Source organism: Nonomuraea sp. 10N515B (genome assembly GCF_052245915.1).
GTDB lineage: Bacteria > Actinomycetota > Actinomycetes > Streptosporangiales > Streptosporangiaceae > Nonomuraea.
In genome coordinates this window covers 1-20,079 of record NZ_JBQQBQ010000076.1, presented here as the reverse complement: position 1 = coordinate 20,079, position 20,079 = coordinate 1, and the positions used below count along the sequence as shown (strand labels likewise).

26 protein-coding genes and 3 pseudogenes are annotated in these 20,079 nt (G+C 67.5%); 11 read left to right on the top strand and 18 right to left on the bottom strand.

What is annotated here, in order from left to right; translation table 11 throughout:
• Positions 1-866: 866 nt before the first annotated feature.
• The 3 genes from ACTWQA_RS51555 to ACTWQA_RS51545 are packed head-to-tail and all read right to left on the bottom strand — an operon-like array spanning position 867 to position 2,668.
• On the bottom strand, positions 867-1,271 hold the full coding sequence (locus ACTWQA_RS51555; RefSeq protein ID WP_443166148.1) for a hypothetical protein: 405 nt from the start codon (positions 1,269-1,271) through the stop codon (positions 867-869).
• 2 nt (positions 1,272-1,273) lie between these two features.
• Positions 1,274-2,425: a scabin-related ADP-ribosyltransferase gene (locus ACTWQA_RS51550; RefSeq protein ID WP_443166147.1), complete on the bottom strand. Its 1,152-nt coding sequence runs from the start codon at positions 2,423-2,425 to the stop codon at positions 1,274-1,276.
• Between the two features lie 3 nt (positions 2,426-2,428).
• The gene (locus tag ACTWQA_RS51545; protein WP_443166146.1) at positions 2,429-2,668 is read right to left on the bottom strand and encodes a hypothetical protein; all 240 of its coding nucleotides are present in this window, start codon (positions 2,666-2,668) and stop codon (positions 2,429-2,431) included.
• Between the two features lie 112 nt (positions 2,669-2,780).
• Between ACTWQA_RS51545 and ACTWQA_RS51540 the strand changes: the two genes are divergently transcribed.
• Complete coding sequence (locus tag ACTWQA_RS51540) at positions 2,781-3,179, top strand: nuclear transport factor 2 family protein (protein WP_443166145.1); 399 nt, start codon at positions 2,781-2,783, stop codon at positions 3,177-3,179.
• Between the two features lie 28 nt (positions 3,180-3,207).
• Here ACTWQA_RS51540 and ACTWQA_RS51535 read toward each other — a convergent pair whose 3' ends face one another.
• Positions 3,208-4,038 (bottom strand): helix-turn-helix domain-containing protein, encoded by an 831-nt coding sequence (locus ACTWQA_RS51535; protein ID WP_443166144.1) that lies wholly within the window; start codon positions 4,036-4,038, stop codon positions 3,208-3,210.
• A gap of 234 nt (positions 4,039-4,272) precedes the next feature.
• Between ACTWQA_RS51535 and ACTWQA_RS51530 the strand changes: the two genes are divergently transcribed.
• Both ACTWQA_RS51530 and ACTWQA_RS51525 read left to right on the top strand, forming a co-directional pair.
• Positions 4,273-4,668 carry an MmcQ/YjbR family DNA-binding protein gene (locus ACTWQA_RS51530; RefSeq protein ID WP_443166143.1) on the top strand — a complete coding sequence of 132 codons (396 nt, stop codon included), beginning with the start codon at positions 4,273-4,275 and terminating at the stop codon, positions 4,666-4,668.
• Positions 4,665-5,033, top strand: a complete 369-nt coding sequence (locus ACTWQA_RS51525) for an MmcQ/YjbR family DNA-binding protein (protein WP_443166142.1) — start codon at positions 4,665-4,667, stop codon at positions 5,031-5,033. The genes ACTWQA_RS51530 and ACTWQA_RS51525 overlap by 4 nt, the downstream gene beginning before the upstream one ends.
• 75 nt (positions 5,034-5,108) lie before the next feature.
• On the opposite strand, the gene ACTWQA_RS51520 is transcribed toward ACTWQA_RS51525, so the two are convergent.
• Positions 5,109-5,909: an alpha/beta fold hydrolase gene (locus ACTWQA_RS51520; protein WP_443166141.1), complete on the bottom strand. Its 801-nt coding sequence runs from the start codon at positions 5,907-5,909 to the stop codon at positions 5,109-5,111.
• Between the two features lie 75 nt (positions 5,910-5,984).
• Between ACTWQA_RS51520 and ACTWQA_RS51515 the strand changes: the two genes are divergently transcribed.
• The 3 genes from ACTWQA_RS51515 (at position 5,985) to ACTWQA_RS51505 (ending at position 8,532) form a co-directional block, all read left to right on the top strand.
• Positions 5,985-6,335 (top strand): hypothetical protein, encoded by a 351-nt coding sequence (locus ACTWQA_RS51515; protein ID WP_443166140.1) that lies wholly within the window; start codon positions 5,985-5,987, stop codon positions 6,333-6,335.
• A 591-nt stretch (positions 6,336-6,926) separates the two neighbouring features.
• Positions 6,927-7,598, top strand: a complete 672-nt coding sequence (locus tag ACTWQA_RS51510) for an ISL3 family transposase (RefSeq protein WP_443166139.1) — start codon at positions 6,927-6,929, stop codon at positions 7,596-7,598.
• Entirely contained in the window at positions 7,552-8,532 is a 981-nt protein-coding gene (locus tag ACTWQA_RS51505; RefSeq protein WP_443166138.1) for a transposase, read from the top strand. Before ACTWQA_RS51510 ends, ACTWQA_RS51505 begins: the two co-directional genes overlap by 47 nt.
• On the opposite strand, the gene ACTWQA_RS51500 is transcribed toward ACTWQA_RS51505, so the two are convergent.
• A complete protein-coding gene (locus tag ACTWQA_RS51500; protein WP_443166169.1) occupies positions 8,513-8,809 on the bottom strand; it encodes a hypothetical protein in 297 nt (98 codons plus the stop codon). The two genes, ACTWQA_RS51505 and ACTWQA_RS51500, sit on opposite strands and share 20 nt — an antisense overlap.
• Positions 8,810-8,849: 40 nt before the next feature.
• Positions 8,850-9,050 (bottom strand): annotated as a pseudogene (locus ACTWQA_RS51495) (transposase); the annotation flags it as partial.
• A 335-nt stretch (positions 9,051-9,385) separates the two neighbouring features.
• On the opposite strand from ACTWQA_RS51495, the gene ACTWQA_RS51490 reads away from it, so the two are divergent.
• Positions 9,386-9,622, top strand: a complete 237-nt coding sequence (locus ACTWQA_RS51490) for a hypothetical protein (protein WP_443166137.1) — start codon at positions 9,386-9,388, stop codon at positions 9,620-9,622.
• Positions 9,623-9,694: 72 nt separating this feature from the next.
• Here ACTWQA_RS51490 and ACTWQA_RS51485 read toward each other — a convergent pair whose 3' ends face one another.
• The gene (locus ACTWQA_RS51485; RefSeq protein ID WP_443166136.1) at positions 9,695-10,726 is read right to left on the bottom strand and encodes a TerC family protein; all 1,032 of its coding nucleotides are present in this window, start codon (positions 10,724-10,726) and stop codon (positions 9,695-9,697) included.
• Between the two features lie 428 nt (positions 10,727-11,154).
• Between ACTWQA_RS51485 and ACTWQA_RS51480 the strand changes: the two genes are divergently transcribed.
• Positions 11,155-11,334 (top strand): hypothetical protein, encoded by a 180-nt coding sequence (locus tag ACTWQA_RS51480; protein ID WP_443166135.1) that lies wholly within the window; start codon positions 11,155-11,157, stop codon positions 11,332-11,334.
• Between the two features lie 127 nt (positions 11,335-11,461).
• Here the strand turns inward: ACTWQA_RS51480 and ACTWQA_RS51475 are convergent, their stop codons facing one another.
• Positions 11,462-12,079 (bottom strand): nitrilase-related carbon-nitrogen hydrolase, encoded by a 618-nt coding sequence (locus tag ACTWQA_RS51475; protein WP_443166134.1) that lies wholly within the window; start codon positions 12,077-12,079, stop codon positions 11,462-11,464.
• A gap of 2 nt (positions 12,080-12,081) precedes the next feature.
• Complete coding sequence (locus ACTWQA_RS51470; RefSeq protein WP_443166133.1) at positions 12,082-12,294, bottom strand: hypothetical protein; 213 nt, start codon at positions 12,292-12,294, stop codon at positions 12,082-12,084.
• 669 nt (positions 12,295-12,963) lie between these two features.
• On the opposite strand from ACTWQA_RS51470, the gene ACTWQA_RS51465 reads away from it, so the two are divergent.
• The 3 genes from ACTWQA_RS51465 to ACTWQA_RS51455 all read left to right on the top strand — a co-directional run bounded on the left by ACTWQA_RS51465 (position 12,964) and on the right by ACTWQA_RS51455 (position 14,804).
• The gene (locus tag ACTWQA_RS51465) at positions 12,964-13,827 is read left to right on the top strand and encodes an alpha/beta fold hydrolase (RefSeq protein WP_443166132.1); all 864 of its coding nucleotides are present in this window, start codon (positions 12,964-12,966) and stop codon (positions 13,825-13,827) included.
• A gap of 118 nt (positions 13,828-13,945) precedes the next feature.
• Positions 13,946-14,215 carry a GlsB/YeaQ/YmgE family stress response membrane protein gene (locus tag ACTWQA_RS51460; protein WP_443166131.1) on the top strand — a complete coding sequence of 90 codons (270 nt, stop codon included), beginning with the start codon at positions 13,946-13,948 and terminating at the stop codon, positions 14,213-14,215.
• Between the two features lie 268 nt (positions 14,216-14,483).
• Entirely contained in the window at positions 14,484-14,804 is a 321-nt protein-coding gene (locus tag ACTWQA_RS51455) for a sulfotransferase family protein (protein ID WP_443166130.1), read from the top strand.
• Positions 14,805-14,817: 13 nt separating this feature from the next.
• On the opposite strand, the gene ACTWQA_RS51450 is transcribed toward ACTWQA_RS51455, so the two are convergent.
• The 8 genes and pseudogenes from ACTWQA_RS51450 to ACTWQA_RS51415 form a co-directional block, all read right to left on the bottom strand.
• Positions 14,818-15,048: a hypothetical protein gene (locus tag ACTWQA_RS51450; protein ID WP_443166129.1), complete on the bottom strand. Its 231-nt coding sequence runs from the start codon at positions 15,046-15,048 to the stop codon at positions 14,818-14,820.
• A gap of 61 nt (positions 15,049-15,109) precedes the next feature.
• Complete coding sequence (locus ACTWQA_RS51445; protein ID WP_443166128.1) at positions 15,110-15,466, bottom strand: hypothetical protein; 357 nt, start codon at positions 15,464-15,466, stop codon at positions 15,110-15,112.
• 816 nt (positions 15,467-16,282) lie between these two features.
• Positions 16,283-17,356, bottom strand: a complete 1,074-nt coding sequence (locus ACTWQA_RS51440; RefSeq protein ID WP_443166127.1) for an SPFH domain-containing protein — start codon at positions 17,354-17,356, stop codon at positions 16,283-16,285.
• Positions 17,357-17,360: 4 nt separating this feature from the next.
• Positions 17,361-17,792 (bottom strand): NfeD family protein, encoded by a 432-nt coding sequence (locus ACTWQA_RS51435; RefSeq protein ID WP_443166126.1) that lies wholly within the window; start codon positions 17,790-17,792, stop codon positions 17,361-17,363.
• Between the two features lie 202 nt (positions 17,793-17,994).
• A pseudogene (locus tag ACTWQA_RS51430) lies at positions 17,995-18,308 on the bottom strand (IS1634 family transposase); the annotation flags it as partial.
• 162 nt (positions 18,309-18,470) lie between these two features.
• Positions 18,471-18,806, bottom strand: a complete 336-nt coding sequence (locus ACTWQA_RS51425; RefSeq protein WP_443166125.1) for a class I SAM-dependent methyltransferase — start codon at positions 18,804-18,806, stop codon at positions 18,471-18,473.
• Positions 18,807-19,021: 215 nt separating this feature from the next.
• Positions 19,022-19,315, bottom strand: coding sequence for a DUF3040 domain-containing protein (locus ACTWQA_RS51420; RefSeq protein ID WP_443166167.1), 294 nt, complete (start codon positions 19,313-19,315; stop codon positions 19,022-19,024).
• A gap of 105 nt (positions 19,316-19,420) precedes the next feature.
• A pseudogene (locus ACTWQA_RS51415) lies at positions 19,421-19,954 on the bottom strand (IS701 family transposase); the annotation flags it as partial.
• Positions 19,955-20,079 lie beyond the last annotated feature (125 nt).

The following is a 20,079-nucleotide window of genomic DNA, read 5'->3' as shown; positions in this document are numbered from 1 at the left end:
ACCGGGGCCGATTCACTTCGCGCGGCTCGCCACGCGGCGTCATTCCCGCCAAACGCCGTTACGCTGCGCCACTTTGGCATGCACGCGCAGCGAGAGAGGAGGACCATGCACGAAGACCACGACCACTCCGCCCCGTCACCGGAAGAGCTCCGCCCGCTGCGGCGACCACCGTGCGGCATGCCGCTTCGGCCACGGCTCCACACAGCGCCGGACGCCCTTTCCTGGCGAAGGTACTCAACCCCAGCCCCGCCAAAGAGGTCGACCATGCGAAACCGGGATCGTCTGACCCGGCCGGCGCTTATCGCAGGCTTCCTGGCGTGCGTAGGCTGCGGAATCTGGTCGAGTACATGGGGCACTGACAGCGCCTCACCTCGAACGACGGTCGCCTCGGTGCCGCTCGCCTGAGCACTACTGGGCGCTCCGTCGTGCTTCCCTCGCCGTCGACGCCCAGACCCGCACCCCGGGCGCTGCCTACGGCGACGCCACGCTCAAGTCCTGAGGTGGCGAAGCGCGAGGCGACATCGCCAGAGAACCGTCAGCGATCGGCGGCGTCGGCGTGGGCTGTGCCGCGCCAGCCTCATAAGAACGTACCCGCGCCGCCGCGCAGGAAGACCGCAATTCCCACTGATCGGGCGACCTCAACCAGAAGCCAAGAGCCAAGAGATAACGGAAGGAAGCAGCCAGTCTCATTGATCGCCGCAAAGTGCGACGAGTTGTTTCCGCCTTCCCGCCCCGAGTTTCGCATTCGTAACCAAGCCTGCCACCAGCTCTACGAGTAGTATCGAAATTCTTGCCGGGGCCTATGCATATGGCTTCAGCTATGGCTGGAGCCGCATGCACGCACGAATGCAAAAAATCTCGATCGCCTAATCGAAGCTGGCGATCCAATCATCGATGAACTTCTTCGCCTCGTCGGCGAGTACGACATCCTTCCTAGGCGCGGGCGCGAGACTCTCGACAATCAATTCAGGTGATACGGGCTGCCCTGCAACGACGAGATAGCACCCCAGGCCGTCACTCATTTGACGTGCCATCGAGGAGACGAATGCATTGCGGCGGAATCTGTTACAGAGCAGCAGTAGGTCCTGTTGTTCTAGCTCTGTTCTCAGCTGTCTCAAGGCATCTTCGAAGTCGATCGACGAATGGATTGCGATAGGCGAAGCATTCGCTCGATTCAGCCGTAGCTCGTACCTCTCCCCATCGGTATGCGTCGTCACCTGGCAGGGCTGAAGAGATTCGTCGGCCAGATTGACCAATTCGAGATTATGCATGCTCACCTCGGCACGTAGTTAGGGTTCGGGATCCAGACGTCGTCGGCACTCCCGTACTTACCCGGCTTCCAGGCTCCTCTGATCTGCGATGGCTCGATCCGTTTGAACACAACCTCCTGCTCGCCTATGAGGTGTTTGAAGCCCGGGCCGTATTTCACCTCCATGCCGTTTCCGCGGTCATCGATTTCAAAGATGTATCCCTTGTTCCTGATTGCGAACCCTCTGGACACCATCTTGCTCTTCGAAGCGGCGATCAGGCCGTTCTCGCCGGAGAGGTGATCTTCGATGCTCATGTCCGGGTTGCGTGCAGTCATACCGTTCTCGAAGATTCTGTTCAATGTCCGGCCGTCTCCCCGGAACAACGGTGGCACCTCCTTCCCCTTAAGTTCGAAGCGCTGCCCGTAAGGTGAGAGGCCGGCCCTTGGCTTGGGGTTTATCACGTTCTTGGCTGCCTTGCCCAGAGCTCCCATCGCCTTGGTGGCGCCAGAGACTGCGCCGCTGGAGCCGCCCGTGGTGATGGCGGCCACAATGTCCGGGATCAAGCGGCCGAACGCCCGCTCGGGATTGGACGTCCACGTATCCCAGTCCAGCGCCGACTTGAAGAACTCAGTGGGGTTCTGGACACCGTAGATGAAGGACTGAGCCAGATCGCTCATGCTGCGTTGCCAGCCCCAGAAGTCGACGATTGCCCGGTTAGGAGAGAAGTCGATCACCATCTTCCCCAAGCCGGCCACGCTCTCCACCGCGCCCTTCGCCGCTTCCGTAAGCCCGTCGCCGGAGTTCAGGTTCGGATCGAAGGTGGCCTGTATCTGCTGGCCGACACGGTCCCAGAAGCCGCCGGTCGTGGGGAGAACCGCCCCGGGGGCGAAGTAAGAGTCGTCGACAGAGATCGGCGGCTTGCCTGCGCCGAAGAGCTCCGGCTTCTCCAGCTCCATACGCTCTAGGAGCACCAGCCGCTTATTGATCTCAGGGCCTTGGGTTCCGGCCCACGCCGCTACTCGACGGATCGTGTCGGCCGAGGTGGGCAACAGCCACGCCCGGCTCAGTAAGTTCCATAACTCCTCGCCGATGGAGTCCAGCGACGATTCAGCCTGGCGCAGTGCGTCCTTCAGGCTGCGGACTCCCTCGGGGACCATGCCCTCCAACTGGCCCATGGCTTAGCCGGGGCTGTCGGCTGGGGTACGGGCTAACAACGCCCGGAGTTCGTCTACCGCACCGGCGCATGCCCCGAGCAGGGCTTGGCGCTGAGCGGCCAGTTCGTCGGCGAAGCGTTGAGCGGCCGGGCCGGTCCAGATGTTCTGCGCCATGAGCGCGACCGCGCGGTCGAGACCGGGCCTGGCCTGATCGGTGAGTTCCTCGGCTCGGCGTAACGCCTGCTCCACTTGCTCCCGGGTCATTCGTGACTCCTTCGGGTGCGACGATCAAGTTTGAGACCAAGACGTGAGGCCCATTGGACGTCGCTCTACCTACCGCAGCAACCGAATCGCCGGGATTGGTCTGAAGTGTCGGATGGTGCACTGTCGTACCTTGAAGCCCTTCGCGCTGATCATTGGTGTCCGATGTCGTGTCGGCAGCCGAGGCGCTGGCTGGCGTACCAAATCGGTCGCGAATGGGTGGCCGCTCCGAGTGGGACGCGACAAGGTCATCGCACACCTCGAGTCGACCTACTCGAACCCGCACATCGTGCGCAGTGAGTACCTCAACCCGGCGGTGAGCGTCGCCGACAGCGGTGACTTCGCGGTCCTGGCCTACAACCTGAACACCTACGTCCTCGACGACAACGGCAACGAACGGCAACGGCGCGCCTGGAACGCCACCGAGGCGTACCGGCTGATCGACGGCGAGTGGCACATCGTGCACTCCAACTGGGCGTTCACGAAGACCGCGACGGGAGCCATCGCCTCCTGACGGGCAAGGGGCCTCCGCCGCGTTTCCGTCACGCGTCGGTCCTCACTTCTCGGGCCGCGAAGGCGGCCGGGGTGAGACCGGTGCGGTCGCGGAAGAAGCGGCCGAAGTTCGCGGGATCGGTGAAGCCGAGGTGGACGGCCACAGTCCGGGCGTCCCACCGGGCACTTCCCAGCAGGCGCCGGGCTTCCAGGAGGCGCCGCTCGTCGATGAGTTCGCGTACTCCCTTGCCGGTGACGTCCCGGGCGGCGCGGCTGAGGGTGCGGACCGAGCAGCCGAGCAACTCGGCGTAGTCCGCGGCTTGGTGCAGTTCGCGAAAGTGCAGCTCCAAGGCGTCCAGGAAGCGCCGGTACCTGTCGGCGCGGCCGGTGCCGGCCGTGGCCGTGCCGATGGGGGCGATGTCCGGGGAGTTGGCCAGGCGCAGCAGCAGCGATTCGAGCAGGCTGCGCCGCAGGGCGTGGTGGATGCTGAGGGGGCGGCGCCCCAGTGCGCGGTGTTCGTCCAGGAGTTGGAGCGCCGTCTGCTGGAGCCAGGCGGTGTCGTCGGGGTGCGGGCTGAGCACGGCAGGGGCCTCGTGCGCGGTGAGCGGGGCCAGGAGCCGGGCGAGGTCGGGCCGCAGCACGTCCGGTTCGAACAGGATGAACGGGCCGCGGGCCGCGCCGGGCGGATGCCAGCACTGTGCGTGCCCGGGACGCACCCACAGCCACTGGCCGGGGGCGACGGTCCGCGTGACGTGGTCGACGTCGTGTCGCAGCTCACCCTCGGTGATCGCGATGAGGTAGTGGAAGGTGGCACGGCCCGGACGGGGCGGGTTCCACGGCCAGTCGTCGTGCTGGGCGAAGAAGTCCTCGACGGTACTCACCTCAAGGCCGTAGGGAGTACCGACCGGAGGCTGGAAACCGTACAGCGGAACCGCAGCTGGTCCGGCCTGCCTGCTCGGCCCGGAGTGTCGCTTGTCGACCATCACATGTCCGCAGCCTACCGCCCTTCTGGTCGGCTTCGACGGAAGGATGGGACGTGCCACCGCGCCTGCGCGGCGCGCCCTCCGCCTCCTTCGATGCCACAGTCCGTCACCACCTGAGAAGGCTCACCACCCATGAACGGATCGGCCCTGCACAAGACCGCCGCCGACTGCGCGGAGGAACTCCCCGGAGCCCAGCTGGAGCACCCCTTCGGCCCCGCCTGGGAGGTCTACAAGGTACGCGGCAAGGTGTTCATGCTGATGACCGAAGTCCCGGGTCGGCCCGTCGTGATCCTCAAGGCGGACCCCGGCGAGGCCCACGCCCTGCGGGAGCAATACAGCCACATCACCCCCGGCTACCACATGAACAAGAAGCACTGGATCACACTGGAGAGCGGAGAAGGCGTCGACAGGGAGCTCGTCAGGGAGCTCGTCACCGACTCCTACCGGCTCGTCGTCGCCCACCTGCCCAAGGCCGAGCGGCCTGTCGACCCGCACACCTACGGCACCGGCACGCGGGCGGCCCGGTGAACGCGGCCGGTGACCGGCTCCAGGACACCGCCCGCCAGGCGGCCCTGACCCTCCCCGACGTCAGCCACGGATACCCCTTCACCCCGGGACTCGACGTGTACAAGGTCGCGGGCAAGGTGTTCCTGATCGTCACCGACGACCCGGACGAACAGATCATCACGGTCAAGTGCGACCCCGAACACGCCCGCGCGCAAGAACGCGGCTACGCCTCGATCACACCGGGCCGCTATCTCGACAAACGCCACTGGATCTCACTGGGGCCGGGACCCGGCATCACCGAGCGGCTGATCATCGACGCGGTCGAGGATTCCTACGACCTGGTCGCCGGGCGGCTGCCGCGACGCGACCGCCCCGGTGCCCGATGAGCGCCGCGAGCTTCCCCGCGAACGGCGAGCCCTCGCTCGTCAGCGTCCTTCTCTGGCTGAGGTGGGATGGGCGGGCTACCGCTGTGCATCGTGGCCCAGGTAGTCGGTCAGTACGGGTGCGAGGATCTCGGCGGGGACGACATGACCCTGCCCCTGGAGGACCTGGTATTGCCCATGCGGCATGGCGTCTACGATCTGCTGGCCCGCCTCGACCATCCACTCAGCGCTCGCGCTGCCGCACAGGACCAGTGTCGGGATGGCGACGCCGCTCGCCTGCTCGATCGGTGTGCGGCCTGCTCTGCTGGTTTGGCTCAGGACCTCAAACGGGTCGTGGGGAAGAGTGTGCGCGTTCGCCTGTGTCGCGGGGTCATAGCTCATGTGCTCGATCAGCTCGGGCGGCAGCCCTGTGGGGGCCAGGAACGCCGTGACCGCCTCGGCGCGGCGGTCCTGGGCGAGCATTGCAGTGATGGTGGCGAGCTGGGCTTGCGTCCTGTCGCGTTCTTCTTGGTCCTCCTGCAGGGAGAAGGGGGGCTCATGGAGGACAAGCCTGGTGATGGGCAGGCCGTGCGCAGCGGCGTGCAGCGCGAGGGCCGCTCCGGAGGAATGGCCGTACACCGCCGCCGCCCCTCCGGCCTCGGTGATGAGCGCCGCCAGATCTTCGATCTCGCGCTGGACCGCATACGGTGCGGTGTCGCCGCTGTCGCCTCGTCCCCGCCGGTCGTAGTTGATCACTGTGAAGGTGCGCGCCAGTTCCTCGGCCAGGGCGCGCGTGGCTGAACGGTCGCAGAGCGCCGCGGCCACCAGGACGACCGGCGGGCCATCCCCGAGCCGATCGAAGACGATGGGAGTGCCGTCGGCCGATTTCACGGTGTTCATGCCGCTCCTGTTCGTAGCGGGTGATTGATGTGCGTTCATCGGTAGGACTGTCGCCGTGGGGCAGAATCGTCGCTTGTGAGTGACGTGTTTTCCGCACCGGCCGCGGAAACGGCAGCCCAGGATGCGGAGGATCTCGACCTGACCCGGGCGCGCGCCGGGGACGATGCCGCCTTCACCCGCCTGGTGACGCCGTTGCGCCGGCAACTGCACGCGCACTGTTATCGGATGCCCGGTTCGGCTCACGACGCCGAGGAAGACGGCTCGCTTCCTACCGGCCTGGTAATCGCTCGGCGGTTCGACCGCTCGTCACGGTGGGGCGGATGGTCAAGAAGGCAGGGCTGGCGGGAGAATTGGGGTGAGCGCTGGCAGGGTTTGACTGCACTTTCGACCGCGCCACCCGGCGGCCGGCCGCCGGCACGGCCGTGAAGTTGTCGAGCGTGCCCTGGCAGAAGATGTCGTACCAGCCGCCGTGTGCAGGCTCGGCAGGTCGACCTCCGCCTGCCGCCCGGGGACGCGGCAGGGATGTCCTGTCGTTCGAAGACGGGATGGTTACCGGCGGGAAGCTCCCCGTACGTCGTGTCCGCGGCCGCGTCGAGGTCACCGACCAGCGCCATCAGCGCCCGGCCCTGGGCCAGCGGGTCGTCGGCGTGTCGGCGCATCGACGTGTCGAGGCCCTGCATGAGCGACCAGGGCACGGTGATGCCGATTTCCTGCGCGCCGCCGCGGGCGAAGAGCCCGTCGTCCGACTCTGACCAGGTGAGCCTTGGCGAAATCGACCCACCTATCGCCAGGTTGACCGACACCGGGGCTCTGGCGATCTTTGTGTGGTGCCATCACAGACGGTGGCCGGGACGTCGATGCAGGGGCTGATCGCAATCGTGTAACTGGCCGCGTATAGGTGCGGCCGCTCCGTGAGGATCTTGTTCGACCAAGAATTTGATCATCACCTGAGCGGCCGCGAGGTTCATTGTGCCCTGTGCGCAGCATGCGGTGGCGGGCGATGCCTGCTGCCTGAGCATGTTCTTCCCCCATCTGGCCGAACTCCTCGTCGAGGAGGTGACCGATCACGGTGACTACGTGCTGGTCACGGCGCATACCGAGGGAGGGCCGGCGGCCTGCCGGGCGTGCGGCACATCCTCCTCGCGGGTGCATGGCCGCTACCGCCGGCTGCTGCATGATCTGCCCGCTGCGGGTCGCCCGGTCCTGATCGCGCTCACGGTCCGCCGTCTGACCTGCCAGAACCCGGTGTGCCCGGTGCGGACGTTCGCCGAACCGGTGCCCGGTCTCACCCAGCGCTACGCCCGTCGCACAAAACTGCTGCGCCGGCTGCTGGAGCTGATGGCGCTGGCACTGGCCGGGCGCGCCGCCTCCCGGCTGCTGGAGCGACTCGGCGTACGCGTCGGCCGGGACACGCTGATCGGTTTGGTCCGCGCCCTGCCCGATCCCGAGATCGGCCAGGTCACCGTGCTCGGGGTCGACGATTTCTCCAAGAAGCGCGGGCACTCTTACGCCACCGTGCTGATCGACATGGACACCCACCAGCCCATCGATGTGCTGGACGACCGGACCGCCGACGCCCTGGAGCAGTGGTTACGCGACCATCCCGGCGTCCAGGTGATCTGCAGAGACCGGGCCGGACCCTATGGCAGGCGCCACCGCCGGGGCACCCGAGGCGGCTCAAGTTGCTGATCGCTTCCATCTCTGGCGGAACCTCTGCGACGCGGTCGAGAAGACCGTCATCGCCTGCCGCGCCGACCTGCGTGAACCCGACGCCGATGACGCTGAACCCGCCCGCGAGGAACCCGGCGACCAGCAGCTCGACAACGCGCTCCCGCCAGAGCCGATGCCAGATCAGCCATCGGACGAGGAATGCCGGCTCATCGTCCGGACTCGTGAACGCTACATCGCGGTGCAGGAACTGGCCGCCAAGGACTGGACGATCTCGGCGATCGCACGCAAGCTGCGGCTGTCCCGGCCCACCGCCCGCAGATTCGCCCGCGCCGCGTCGGTCGAGGACCTGCTGACCAAGGCGACCGGACGATCCGACCTACTCACTCCCTACCTGCCCTATCTGATCCAGCGGTTCAACGACGGCTGCACCGACGCCGCCCGCCTCACCCGCGAGATCCAAGCGCAGGGATACCAGGGCAGCCCACAGACCGTCCGCCGCTATCTACACCCGCTGCGATCCTCAGCCACCGCAGCCCGCGCCCCATCCTCAGCCCCGACCATCCGCGAGGTCACCCGATGGATCACCAGCCGCCCCGACCGGCTCACCCCTGACGACCAGGCCAGACTCATCGAACTGCGCGCTCGCAGTCCCCGCCTGGACGCCACCGCCAGCCATGTCGCCGCCTTCGCTCAGCTGATGACCACGCTGACCGGCACGGCCGAGAACCTGCAGGCGTGGATGGCGGCCGTCGACGCCGACGACCTGTCCGCCCTGCACACCTTCACCCATGGCATCCGCCGCGACCTGGACGCCGTCGTCAACGGTCTCACCCTGCCCCACAGCTCAGGCGCGGTGGAGGGCAATGTGACGAGAGTCAAGGCGCTCAAGAGGAGCCGCTACGGCCGAGCCAACTTCGACCTTCTCAGGAAAATCATCCTCTGCGCCCACTGAACTTGCTCACGATCCGTGACGGCACCACACAAAGATCGCCAGAGCCAAGATCGCAGAGCCGCATCACGGCCCAGACCACGAGATCGTGCGGCTCCAGCGTGAGCGTGACGGGTGCGCCGTCACCGGTATAGTCCACGCGAACGAGGTGCTGCCGGTTGATCGCGCTGCCGACGGCGCGGACGATCTCGGCGTCGATCGGCGGCGCGGGGAACTCCCAGTAGTTGCGGGCTGAAGAGATGGTGAACGCTTCGGCGTGCAGGCGGCTGCGCGCGGGCATCGCCTGGTGCAGCGTGGCGAGGGCCGCTGCGCCCGGGCAGCAGCACCGGCTCGAAGGTGCCGGCCCGATCCCGTGGCACGGCCAGCCGGCCCGACCCCGGTCTGCACCGTTTTGCCGATCTTGCCGTTGCGGGAGTTGCCGCTGCCCGCCCCGACTGGATCGTCTTGCCATAGCCCAGATGCGCGGTCAGTTCGGCCTCCGGCGCGCGCTCCAGCACCGCCTTGACCAACTCGCAGAGCATCGAGCCCGCGCCGGTCAGCCGCAGCCCGCCCTTGCCGTCTTTCGGGCGCTCCAGCAGTAGGTCCAGCACCTGATCCCCGAGCAGTTCCCGCAGCGGAACCTGATCCGTGGTGTGAGGGGGGTTTTCCCCGCCATGATGAGCAGCCGCCCCCTGCAGCCCCGGCACCTCCTGATCCGACTCAACTGCGGTCAGAACGGTCCTTCCCGTGTCGTGGACATGATTGATGTTCTCCCCCGAAGTAGTGGATGATCTATCTGGGCTCCATCTACCTAGAGTGATCATTTCCATACTTAGAGTGATATTCCTCTCTAGGCAGCGAGGAAGGATGAGGTCTGATGGGCATGGCTGCTGTGCCGGGCACGCCGGCGAAGGGGGAAGAGCTGGAGGCCGCGCTGGCTGCACTGGTTCACGCGTATGGCGACGCGGTCACCGTGATGACGGGAATGTCGGCGTCCGTTGATGTGCAGGCCGCTGTCGCCGGAGCGGCCCGGATCGGTGGTCTGCTGCGCGAGCTGGAGGCGGATCTCGCCAAGCGGCGCAGGATGCTGGTTCGGGCTTCGGTAAGAACGTGATCTGATCGGCGTTCGAGACCGGCGCGTAGCCGGGACACGCTCCTCAAGCTATGCAATCGAGCACCCCGCAAGTTAGCCGTCCGAGGGTGGGACGGTGGCACGTTGGACATCGCGGCGGGTCTCGCGGCGGTTGGCGTGCACGCTCGTGATCGTGACGGTCGTCAGGACCACGATGATGATGGCGAGCGAGACCAGGGTGGGGATGTCCGGGATTGTGGGCCAGATGCCGTGTGCCCAGTGCAGGAGGAGTTTGAGCCCGATGAAGCCCAGGATGACGCCGAGCCCGTGGTTGAGGTGCCGTAGCTTTTCCAGCACGCCCAGCAGCACGAAGTACAGCGCCCGCAGGCCCAGCAGGGCGAAGGCGTTGGTGGCGAAGACGAGGAAGGGGTCGTCGGTCACGCCGTACACCGCGGGCACCGAATCGACCGCGAAGACGATGTCGGTGGCGAAGACGGCCACGATGGCCAGCGCCAGCGGGGTCAGGGCGCGCCGACCGCCCTCGCGGACCACCAGGCGGGAGCCGCGGTAGTCGCCGGTGACCGGCATGAAACGCCGCACCAGGCGGACCGAGCGCATGGAGGAGATGTCCACCTCCTGCTCCTTGCCGCTCAGCGCATCGGCGAGGATCTTCCACGCGGTGACGATCAGGATCGCGCCGAACAGCAGGAACGCCCAGGTGCCGCTCTGTAGCGCGGCCGCGCCCAAGGCGATGAAGACCGCGCGCAGCACCAGTGCCCCGATGATGCCGTACAGCAGCACCCGCTGGGCCCGCTCGCGCGGCACCGCGAACGCCGAGAGCAGCAGCATGAACACGAAGAGGTTGTCCACCGACAGCGACTTCTCCACCACGTACCCGGTGTAGAACTCCACCGACGCCTGCGGCCCGAACGCCCCCCACACGTAGAGGCCGAACAGCAGAGGAAGCGCCAGGTAGAAGACCGACCACCCCACCGCCTCCCGCATCCGCACCTCGTGCGGGCGCCGCGTCACGATGAAGTCCGCGCCCAGCAGCAGCGCCAGGCAGCCAACGGTGATCGCCCACAGTTGCGGCGAGGCGATCGTCTCCAGCGGAGCAGCCGTCATCAGTCTCGTAAGGGCGGGCATGGAACCTCCTCGAACGCTACAGGGCCGTTCGAGGTCTCCTTCACCCACCACCTTGCGGGCGGCCGCCCGGGGACGAGGTCACGCCCGTACTGACCGGGCCGGCTCTTGGGAAGTACTCCCCTCGCCCTTCCAGGTTAGGCGAAGCTCCTGGTCAGCTCCACTTCGGCGGCTCCCTTGGGGCCATCGTCAAGCGTTTGACCGGCGTCGCAAACTGGGCCGATAGTGGAAGAAGCACGCAAGGGGAGTACCCGCCGTCCGACATCCCGGCCGTCATCACGGTCTCCATGCCTGGGGGAGGCCCGGCAGGATGGCCCTCCCGCTGTGACCTGGCCGCCGCGGTCCGGCTGTCGCGGTATGGCTGACGTGGAGGGTGCGGGAAGACCTTCGTCCTGATGGCCGCAGGTCCAGGCGAGGGCGGGGGAGTCTTCATGTCGATCATCGTGCTGCTTGAGATCCTGGCGGGCATCCTGCTGATCTTCTCGGCGGTCATCAGCGCCGCTGCGCTGTGGGTTCCACCACGGCGGTCCCACGTCGCCGTCCGCCACCGCGCCGCCTCTCGCACGCTGCCTGTCGAGGACCGCCCGGAGTGGCCGGGAAGGCGTGGCTGACAAGAATGCCGAGCCTGTCAACCTGTCAAAGTGCCCACCGGCATCGCCAGCAGCGAGAGCAGGAAGCTGAAGCATGCCGCGCCAAAGTTATCGTCGATGGGAGTCGTGGTGGCATCGCAGGCTTCGATCAGTCAATGCCGGTGATCCGCCGGGCGGCTGCCGCGGCCCCGGCGCCGAGCGCGATCCCGCCCGCCAGGGCGGGCACCCAGTCGCCCAGCCGCACGTACGGCGTCTCCTCGACCGACAGCGGCACGTCCACCACGAACGCGCCGCGGTACTCGGGCGGGAACCAGGCCAGCCGGGCGCCGCGCGGGTCGAACGCCGCCGAGGTGCCGTCCAGCTCGACCAGCACCGCCGGCCGGCCGGACTCGACCGCCCGCAGCGCCTCCAAGCTCGCCTGCTGCGCGTGTGCCCAGCTCCCATGGAACGTCATGAGCGAACCCTGGATGATCGTCACGTCCACGCCCCTGTGGGCCAGGCCGCGCCACAGGTCCGGGAAGGTCGATTCATACGAGATCAGCGGACCCACCCGGCGGCCGGCCACCTCGAACACGGCCGGCGCGGCCCCGGTGATCCGGTCCTTCTCGGCCGCCTCGGTAGGCCCAGCGATCCAGCCGAGCACCGGCCGCGGGATGTACTCGCCGAATGGGACCAGTCGCTGCTTGACGTAGGTGTCCACGACCCCGTCCGGCGTGTACTGGCGGGCCGACTTGGTGATCTGGCCGGAGGAATCCGCGGCGTCCACGTTCACCAGCAGGTCGGCGCCCGCGTCGGCGGCTGCCCGGCGCCGGCCACCAGGAGCAGGAACGGCACGAGGCCGAACCACGCCCACCACCAGGCATTCACGGCGGGGAAAGCCAGGGCCAGGCACGCCCCGGTCACGGCGGCCAGCAAGCGTGGCGCCCAGCGACGCGCCAGGCCAGCGCGCTCGGCCCTGACGGTGACAGACGCGGTCGGCACACCGCCCCGCTACTCCGCCCCGGCGCCCGTCACCGCCCCGGCCGCTGTACTTGCGCGACCATACCGGCAAACCCCGGGCGGACCGCGGCCGAACTGCGCCGTCTGGAAGCCGGCGGCCCCGATCCCGAACTGAACGCCCTGCTGGCCGGCCAGGGCATCGAGGCGCAACTGCACGGCGCCCTGCTCGACCCCCCCGGCCGACCGCGACGTCGCCGGCGACGTGAACGCCGTGATCCGCCTCTGGCAGCAAGCCCTGGCCGAGCCCTGCAATCCCAGCGCTGACGGCGGGAAGCGGTGGTGAACCGACTCGACGCCAAGATCGTCGAGCTGACCAGGGCCAGCTGCCAGGATGGCCGATGCCGACTCACGCAGGGGGCGAGCCGGCTGAGCCCGAAAGACGCTGAGTCGCGGCCGTCACGTAAAGCCAATTTGGGGCTGGGGCCAGGATCGGCGACCTATGGCGCACTTCTCAGCGGCACCCATTGAAACACCGCTTCTCTCGGGCAACGTGCGGACTGCGAGGGGAGGTCTCAGTTGCGGGGGACGGCGATCTTTGCCAGGGTGGCGGGATGCCACGGGCACGCCGATGATGGGCGGCCTCGGGTGGCTGGTGAGCCGGGAAGGCTGGTCGGCGATCTGGCCCGACGCCCCCGTATGGAAAGGCTCCCTGTGACCTCTCCGACGATCTACACCTCACCTGCCGGCGAGCGGCGGGTCCGCGACTGGTGCCGGGACCGGCTGGGCTCCTGGACGACCCGGCACCGGATGCGCACGCTGCAGACCAGCCTGGGGGACGCGACGGTGGTCATCGCCGGGCGGGGCCCCTGCGTGCTGCTGCTGCCGGGCACCAACTTCTGCGCCGCGACTCTGCTGGAGGTGGCCGACGCCCTGCTGCCCGACCATCAGGTGATCATGGCCGATCTGCCGGGCCAGCCAGGGCTAAGCGCTCCACAGCGGCCTGGGAAGGAACGCCTGGCCGCCTACGGGCATTGGGTCGCGGAGGTCGTCGGCCAGGTGAGCGCCGAGCCCGTCGTGGTGGTGGGACACTCGCTGGGCGCAGCCGTGGCCCTGGCGGCACACCCTGGGCCGCAGATCAGCGGCCTGGTGCTGGTATCCCCGGCCGGGCTGAGCCGAGCCCGTCTGACCCCTGTGCTGCTCGGCGTCACCTTGCCCTGGCTGGCCGCTCCCACTTCCGAGCGCAGTAAGGCCCTGCTGCGGTACATGAGCGGCCAGTCACGCGGGCTGACCGGCGCGGAGCACATGCTGGCGGAGTGGATGACCCTCGTCGCCCGGCACAGCCGCACCAGCCTGGCTCCGTCGCCGTTGCCCGAACCCATCGTGCGCCACTGGAAAGGCACACCGGTGGTCGTGGCCACCGGCGCCGAGGATCGCTTCTATCCGCCCGCCTGCATCGGCAGGTCGGCCCGCGCTCTGCTGGGCGCCGACGTGGTGGCCGTGCCGGGGCTGGGGCATCTTGGCCCGCACGAGGACCCCGCGCTGCTGCCCGCCCTCCTTGGCCGCATGCGGGCCTAACCCGGCACCCCTTGATTGATCGCGACGTGGTTGATCGCAACGGAGCAGGAACCCGGGGGAGGGCTAGGGCGTTGTTCCGGGCGGAGGCAGATCGCCGAACGTTCGGGAGCGTGGCAGCGTGGAGATCACCGGCATCATTTCCGGACTCATCATCGGCTTGGTGATCGGCGCCTTAGGGCGCTTGGTCGTCCCGGGCCGGCAGCGCATGCCGATCTGGCTGACGCTGGTGATCGGGGTGGGCGCGGCTCTGATCGGCACCGGCATCGCGGCTGGGCTGGGGGTGGCCGACACCGCGGGGATCGATTGGATTGAGCTGGGCATCCAAGTTGCCCTGGCGGCGCTGGGGGTGTCGCTGGCGACGGGCCTGTACGGCAAGCGCCGCGAGTAGCGCGACGGGGATCGCATGGCGTCAGCAGGGCCACGGGCGTTGTGTGCCCGTGGCCCTGCTGATTGTCAGTCAACCCCCAGATAGGGCCGCTACTCTGCCTCACCATGAAGTGGCAGCGTAAGATCACCGGCGCGCTGGCCAGGCACGCGGGCCTTCGCATCGAGCAGGTGGCAAAGTCCGGCCCACCCGCCGAGAAGCCGAAGAAGACCACCGACGTGCCGTTCCGGCCCCCTGCCGACCCCCTGGTGGATCGCCTGCTCACCGCCCCGTGTTCTTCATCTCGCCCGTCCGGTCCGGCTCGACGTTGCTGCGTTCGATACTGAACGCTCACCCGGACCTGCACGCGCCGCACGAGCTGCACGTACGCCGGCTGAGCGTGGACTTCGGCACCGGCCTGGCCGAGAAGGCCATGACCGCGCTCGGGCACAACCGGGCCGACCTGGAGCACCTGTTGTGCTCCACCGCGAACTGGTGCGTTCTGCGCAAACGGCACATCGTGGACAAAACCCCGGCCCACGCCTTCGCCTACGAGCGGATCGCCGCGTGCTGGCCGGACGCCCGCTACATCTTCCTCACGCAACTTTCGTGATCACGACCAGGGTTCAGGGTTGGCGTGGTAGCGCGGGCATCACCTTGACCATTCCCGGCTCGCAGTTGACGCAGGTCGCGTGGGCCCAGGGCGGCATGCTGTGCAGACCGCGATAGCGCCAGGACACGGTGTCGCCGCCGTGGCCGTCGTCGAGGTGGTGGGCTTCGTACTCGTCTTGCCAGATGTGCGAGCAGTGCTGGCAGAAGAACGTCCAGATTTCCGAGAACACGTCGGTTTCGCGCATGGCGAAGTACCCTCCGAGAGCTTGGTGCGGATGACCGGCGGTCGGGGGGAGTACCGCAGGCCTAGACGCGCCAGATGCTCAGCAGGACCAGGCGCTCTGCGTGCCCGGCTCCTCGTGTGGGGACCTCTTGGGCCATGGTCTGTGCCGCCCTGACGGTGTGCGCAGGCGGTCCGCCGGCGGGCGCTGCGGACGCCGACCTTCCCGTGGCACGCGGCCGCTTCATGGGCGAGCACTGCGGGCAGCGCAGGCCGGTCCCGTCGGTACTGGATTCCTCGCCGAGATGGACAGCCGGGGCCACCGGAACCGGCTCGGCCGCGAAGGCATGGGAGCCGGGTGACCACAATGCCGCGCCCACCCAGAACGCGGCGAGCACGACCAGCCACCGCGCCGGACAGACGAGCGAGCGATACGTGATCACGTCATTACCTTAAGTCACAGTATTCGAGCTTGCCTCTCGCGTAATGGTTAGTATCCGCAGGTCAGATGGGTTAAACGGGTCACTGAGGCCGCGACCGGGCTCAGCCGGGTTGATCTTGTTCCCGGCCAGATTGGGGCCCGGCGGGCACCTACCATGGGCCTCGTGGACATCGCGAAGCTCCCCGCCGAAGCGCGGGAAGGTACACTAACGACCCACACAGGCCCCGTTCGGCACTCGGCTGACCTTGGAAGGCGCTTACCGTACGAAACGGCTCCACTGCAGGTCCACCCCCGTGAAGTCCTCAACGCCATCCCGCGCTGATCGGGCAGCAAGCCTGATCACCGAAGCCGACACTCTCCTTGCGAGGCCACACCACAACCGGCCAGGCGCGCGCCCACGCCTGTTACCGTCGCCTTGTGGCACGTCCCAAACGCAACCACACCACGACACCAGCCCACGCGCCCGCCACCAGGCCATCGCCGGATGGCGCCGCGCGCTCCTGGCCGCCGGGGTCATCATGCTGATCGCCGTCATCCTGGCCATCTCCGGCATCGCCCTATTGCTGCACATGGCCGGCCTCGATTGACCAGAAGCAACACCGGCCGTTCGGCCGCCAGCATCAACATGCAACCCTGCCCGGAGATCCGCCCTCGCGCGTCAACGTTCGAGTTTGACTGTTCTGCCGGCCTTTACCGCGAAGTAGACCCAGACAAACGTGACGGACGAGCGACGGCCCGGCCCGTGATCGCCCACAGGTCGACCTCGTCGTGGGGATCGTCGACCAGGGCCGCCGCCAGACCTCAGAAGCGCCTGATATCAGAGCTCGGCCTTGTGCGGGTCCTTCTCCAGGTCGGGGAAGGGCGAAGGCTCAGGTGCGGCGGCGCCGAGCTGGCGGGGCGGGCCCGCCTTCTCGGCTTCTTGAGCGTCGGCGACGGCTTCGGCGGCCGCATTCGATGCCTTGGCCACCTCCTCGTCGGCGGCCGAAGCGTCGGTGACCTCCTCGCGGGTGGCCGCCGAGCGGGGCAGGACCTCGGTGAAGGCATTGGAGACGCCCTGCAGCGCCGAGGTGACCTCGCTCGGGATCACCCAGAACGTGTTGCCCTCGCCCTGGGCGAGCTGCGGCAGCATCTGCAGGTATTGGTACGCCAGCAGCTTCGGGTCCGGGTCGTTGCGGTGCACGGCCTGGAAGACCTGGTCGATGGCGCTCGACTGGCCCTCGGCCTCCAGGATGGCCGCGGTGCGCTGGCCCTCGGCCCGCAGGATGCGGCTCTGCTTGTCGCCTTCGGCCGTGAGGATCTGCGACTGGCGCTGGCCTTCGGCGTTGAGGATCGCGGCCCGCTTGTCACGCTCGGCCCGCATCTGCTTCTCCATCGCGTCCTTGATGGTCTTGGGCGGGTCGATGGCCTTGATCTCGACCCGGTTGACGCGCAGCCCCCACTTGCCCGTGGCCTCGTCGAGGACGCCGCGAAGCTGGCTGTTGATGGTGTCGCGCGAGGTCAGGGTCTTCTCCAGGTCCATGGAGCCGACGACGTTACGCAGCGTGGTGACGGTGAGCTGCTCGACCGCCTGGATGTAGTTGGCGATCTCGTAGGCGGCCGCGCGCGGGTCGGTGACCTGGAAGTACAGGACGGTGTCGATCTCGACGACGAGGTTGTCCTCGGTGATGACGGGCTGCGGGCGGAAGGAGACTACCTGCTCGCGCAGGTCGATCTCGGGGTAGACGCGGTCGATGTACGGGATGACGAAGTTGAGGCCGGGCTTCAGCGTGCGACGGTAGCGGCCGAGCCGCTCGACGTTGCGCGCCCTTGCCTGCGGGATGATGCGTACCGCCTTGAGCACAGTGATCACCATGAAGAGGGCGATGACCACGCCGACGATCAGCAACTCCATGTGATCACTCCCGAGGGTATACGAGGGCGGTGGCGCCCTCGATCTCGATGACGTCGACAGTCACGCCGGTGGGGATGACCAGCGTCTCGTCATAGGCGCGCGCGGACCATTCCTCGCCTTCGATGCGCACCCTGCCCTCGCGTCCGGTGATCTCGGAGACGACATAGGCGGGCTTGCCGACCAACGCCTCGATGCCGAACCGGCGCAACTGCGGTTGGCGGATATGACGCATCGCGATCGGGCGGACCACGATCAGCCCAGCCACCGACGCCAGCGAGAAGACCAGCAATTGTAGCGGGATGGGCAGGCCGAGCGCTGCGGTAGCGGCCGTCAACAGGGCAGCGGCGCCGAGCAGCCCGAGCGCAGCGGTGAGGGTGAAGATCTCGGCCACGCCCAGAACAACAGCGAGGATTATCCAGATGACCCATTCATCCATGCTCCGGCCCTCCATAGGTATAACGGGCTCAGATATGCAACAGATTCCTCTCCTACCCGTAAATCTGCAGGTGTACAGCCTTAGCTGATGCCCGCGTTCCGCAGATGTGCAGAGAGAAAGGCACATGAATCAGGGTCGTGAGCTGCGGAAGAGCCTGCGGGCACACTGATGCGGCGTGTCCTAGGCGTGGGTGGTATGCCTGTCAGGCGTCTGCAACGGGCATGGCCTCAGCGATCTTCTTCGGAGCCGGGACGTCGAGTTTGGCCAGGATGTCGCGCTGGGGCTTGGTCAGCTCGGCGCGCTGGCGGAAGGTGCCGGTCGGGGCGGTGAAGGCGACCATGGTGAGCAGGTCGAACTCGTCGCGGATGCGCCTCCAGGTTGAGCCGGTGATGGTCTCAATGATGCGGATCGAAAGATGACGTGCGCGCGGATGCGTTCCTACAGCCGGTGATAGACCGGGCGCAGGTCGATGACCTGCTTCATGTCGCGCCCCCGCTCAATTTCCAGTAGTTGTTTGCTTGGCCGACAGCCTGTCTGACACCCATTTCAGGAACGGCCCGCCACCGACAGGCGGCGCGGCAACAGGGGGCCGCAGCCGGGAACAGGCCGGTCTTCGATCACGCGCAGGCCCGTCGTCTTGTCCATAAGATGCCGGCCGCCGCGCTCAGAGCGCCGCCACTAGCGACGCCGGGGTGCCAGGGGGTCTACGTCGGCGAAGACGAACAGCCCGTCCGCGGTCAGGACACGGGCGATCTCTGCCAGGCCGGCGCGTACGTCGTGCCAGTGCCGGCAGGTCAGGGTCGCGGTGATGAGATCGAGGCTGGCGTCGGGAAACGGCAACTGCTCGGCACGGGCCCGCACCATTGCCGGACCCCCTTCGGATGGGGTGGTGCGGCGGGCGAAAGTGAGCATGGCGTGGGCGGCGTCCGTAGTCCTGCTGTCCAGGGTCGCAACATCCGCAAGCGTCCAAATGTCTCTCGATGATTGCCGGGAGCTGGCGGCAGCGCTGAGCACGGTCCGGAAGGCTCCAGGCAAACACGTTCTACCGGGGTCACCTTGTCCTGTAGCACCTCCCACGACTTCCACGTACGGCAGCCGCTTCCGTGGAGCCGCGAAGTCATGATGGGGCAAAAAGATCCGAAAGTCGCACCGGAAAGGTGTTCCACCATGGCGTAGTGGCAGTCCTGGCGCGGATTGTCGGGCTCCTGAGCGGGAGAGCGTACCGCTTCTCAGCGGGTTGGTGTCCCGGAACGCCCTTCACAGGGGATGCCCGCCGTGCCGGGGCAGGGATTTTCGCCGGTCTTCAGCAGCATCACCACGCCGATCAGGAAAACCATATAAGCCAGACCCACAAGAAGCACCCACGCACCCTCCGGCATGGCGGGCCGCCATGCGGGGTGCGGTGGCCCGGCGCCGTTGCCTCCATGTGGCCCGGCGAGCATGGCGTCGAGGTCGGGATCATCAAACGCCAGACACTCCTCTAGCTCATCGAGTGCCTGCTGTTCCTCTCGTGAAAGTCCCATGACGGTCACGCGGCGTCCAGCCGCTCTCTGCTTGCAATGCGCTCCCGTTATCAGGCGGGACAGTGCCCTGGTACGGCAGTCACCATTCGTGAGCTGAGCTGTGGGTTATGCCGTAGCCAGGCGGGTGCGTTTGTGGAACCAGCGGGCCCGAGCCTGATGTCGGCGTCGCCAGATTGACCAGTGGGCGGTGTGCAGCAGCGCGGGTGTCGCTGCGGTCGCAGCGTTGAACATGCGCTTGATCTCGGCGACCGTCACGGGGATCATGCCCGGGTCGATGGGTGGCGGCTGATCGGGCCGTCGTGGTGGCGGGGCCTGGGTGTCGGTGCGGCGCCGGGCGGCCGCAGCGCTGGCCGCGCAGATCGCCAGGGCAGCCATGACCAGCACGAGGTGCCGCAGAAACGCCTCGTAGAGGCGTACCTGGGACTGGTCCAGGCCGAACAGGTCCTTTCCGAACTCGAAACTCTCTTCCACTGGCCATCTCAGCCCGGCGGCAGCGATCAAGCGGGCCAGGGTGGCCGGCTGACCGGCGGGCACGAAGCAGTAGTGGAAGGCCAGCTCGCCGGTCTTGCGGTGCTTGCGGATCAGCAGGAAGTGGGTGGGGCTGGCGGTGGCGATCCAGGCCCAGGCGTAGGCGCGTTCGAGGTGTGTCAGAGAAAATGCACCAGATCGGGTCTTAAATACCCATCAGTCGCGGGAGGGGTTATAGGGGATCCTGGCGTAGTTCTCGCCGGGCTGCAACCCGGGCCTCGTGCGCGTCCTTCAGC

Bases quoted from the DNA above. Each gene is read 5' to 3' on its own strand.
- ACTWQA_RS51555 (WP_443166148.1), bottom strand. From the start codon at position 1,271: ATGCATAATCTCGAATTGGTCAATCTGGCCGACGAATCTCTTCAGCCC.
- ACTWQA_RS51550 (WP_443166147.1), bottom strand. From the start codon at position 2,425: ATGGGCCAGTTGGAGGGCATGGTCCCCGAGGGAGTCCGCAGCCTGAAG.
- ACTWQA_RS51545 (WP_443166146.1), bottom strand. From the start codon at position 2,668: ATGACCCGGGAGCAAGTGGAGCAGGCGTTACGCCGAGCCGAGGAACTC.
- ACTWQA_RS51540 (WP_443166145.1), top strand. From the start codon at position 2,781: ATGGTGCACTGTCGTACCTTGAAGCCCTTCGCGCTGATCATTGGTGTC.
- ACTWQA_RS51530 (WP_443166143.1), top strand. From the start codon at position 4,273: ATGAACGGATCGGCCCTGCACAAGACCGCCGCCGACTGCGCGGAGGAA.
- ACTWQA_RS51520 (WP_443166141.1), bottom strand. From the start codon at position 5,909: ATGAACACCGTGAAATCGGCCGACGGCACTCCCATCGTCTTCGATCGG.
- ACTWQA_RS51510 (WP_443166139.1), top strand. From the start codon at position 6,927: ATGTTCTTCCCCCATCTGGCCGAACTCCTCGTCGAGGAGGTGACCGAT.
- ACTWQA_RS51505 (WP_443166138.1), top strand. From the start codon at position 7,552: ATGGCAGGCGCCACCGCCGGGGCACCCGAGGCGGCTCAAGTTGCTGAT.
- ACTWQA_RS51500 (WP_443166169.1), bottom strand. From the start codon at position 8,809: ATGCCCGCGCGCAGCCGCCTGCACGCCGAAGCGTTCACCATCTCTTCA.
- ACTWQA_RS51490 (WP_443166137.1), top strand. From the start codon at position 9,386: ATGGGCATGGCTGCTGTGCCGGGCACGCCGGCGAAGGGGGAAGAGCTG.
- ACTWQA_RS51485 (WP_443166136.1), bottom strand. From the start codon at position 10,726: ATGCCCGCCCTTACGAGACTGATGACGGCTGCTCCGCTGGAGACGATC.
- ACTWQA_RS51480 (WP_443166135.1), top strand. From the start codon at position 11,155: ATGTCGATCATCGTGCTGCTTGAGATCCTGGCGGGCATCCTGCTGATC.
- ACTWQA_RS51450 (WP_443166129.1), bottom strand. From the start codon at position 15,048: ATGCGCGAAACCGACGTGTTCTCGGAAATCTGGACGTTCTTCTGCCAG.
- ACTWQA_RS51440 (WP_443166127.1), bottom strand. From the start codon at position 17,356: ATGGAGTTGCTGATCGTCGGCGTGGTCATCGCCCTCTTCATGGTGATC.
- ACTWQA_RS51435 (WP_443166126.1), bottom strand. From the start codon at position 17,792: ATGGATGAATGGGTCATCTGGATAATCCTCGCTGTTGTTCTGGGCGTG.
- ACTWQA_RS51420 (WP_443166167.1), bottom strand. From the start codon at position 19,315: ATGGGACTTTCACGAGAGGAACAGCAGGCACTCGATGAGCTAGAGGAG.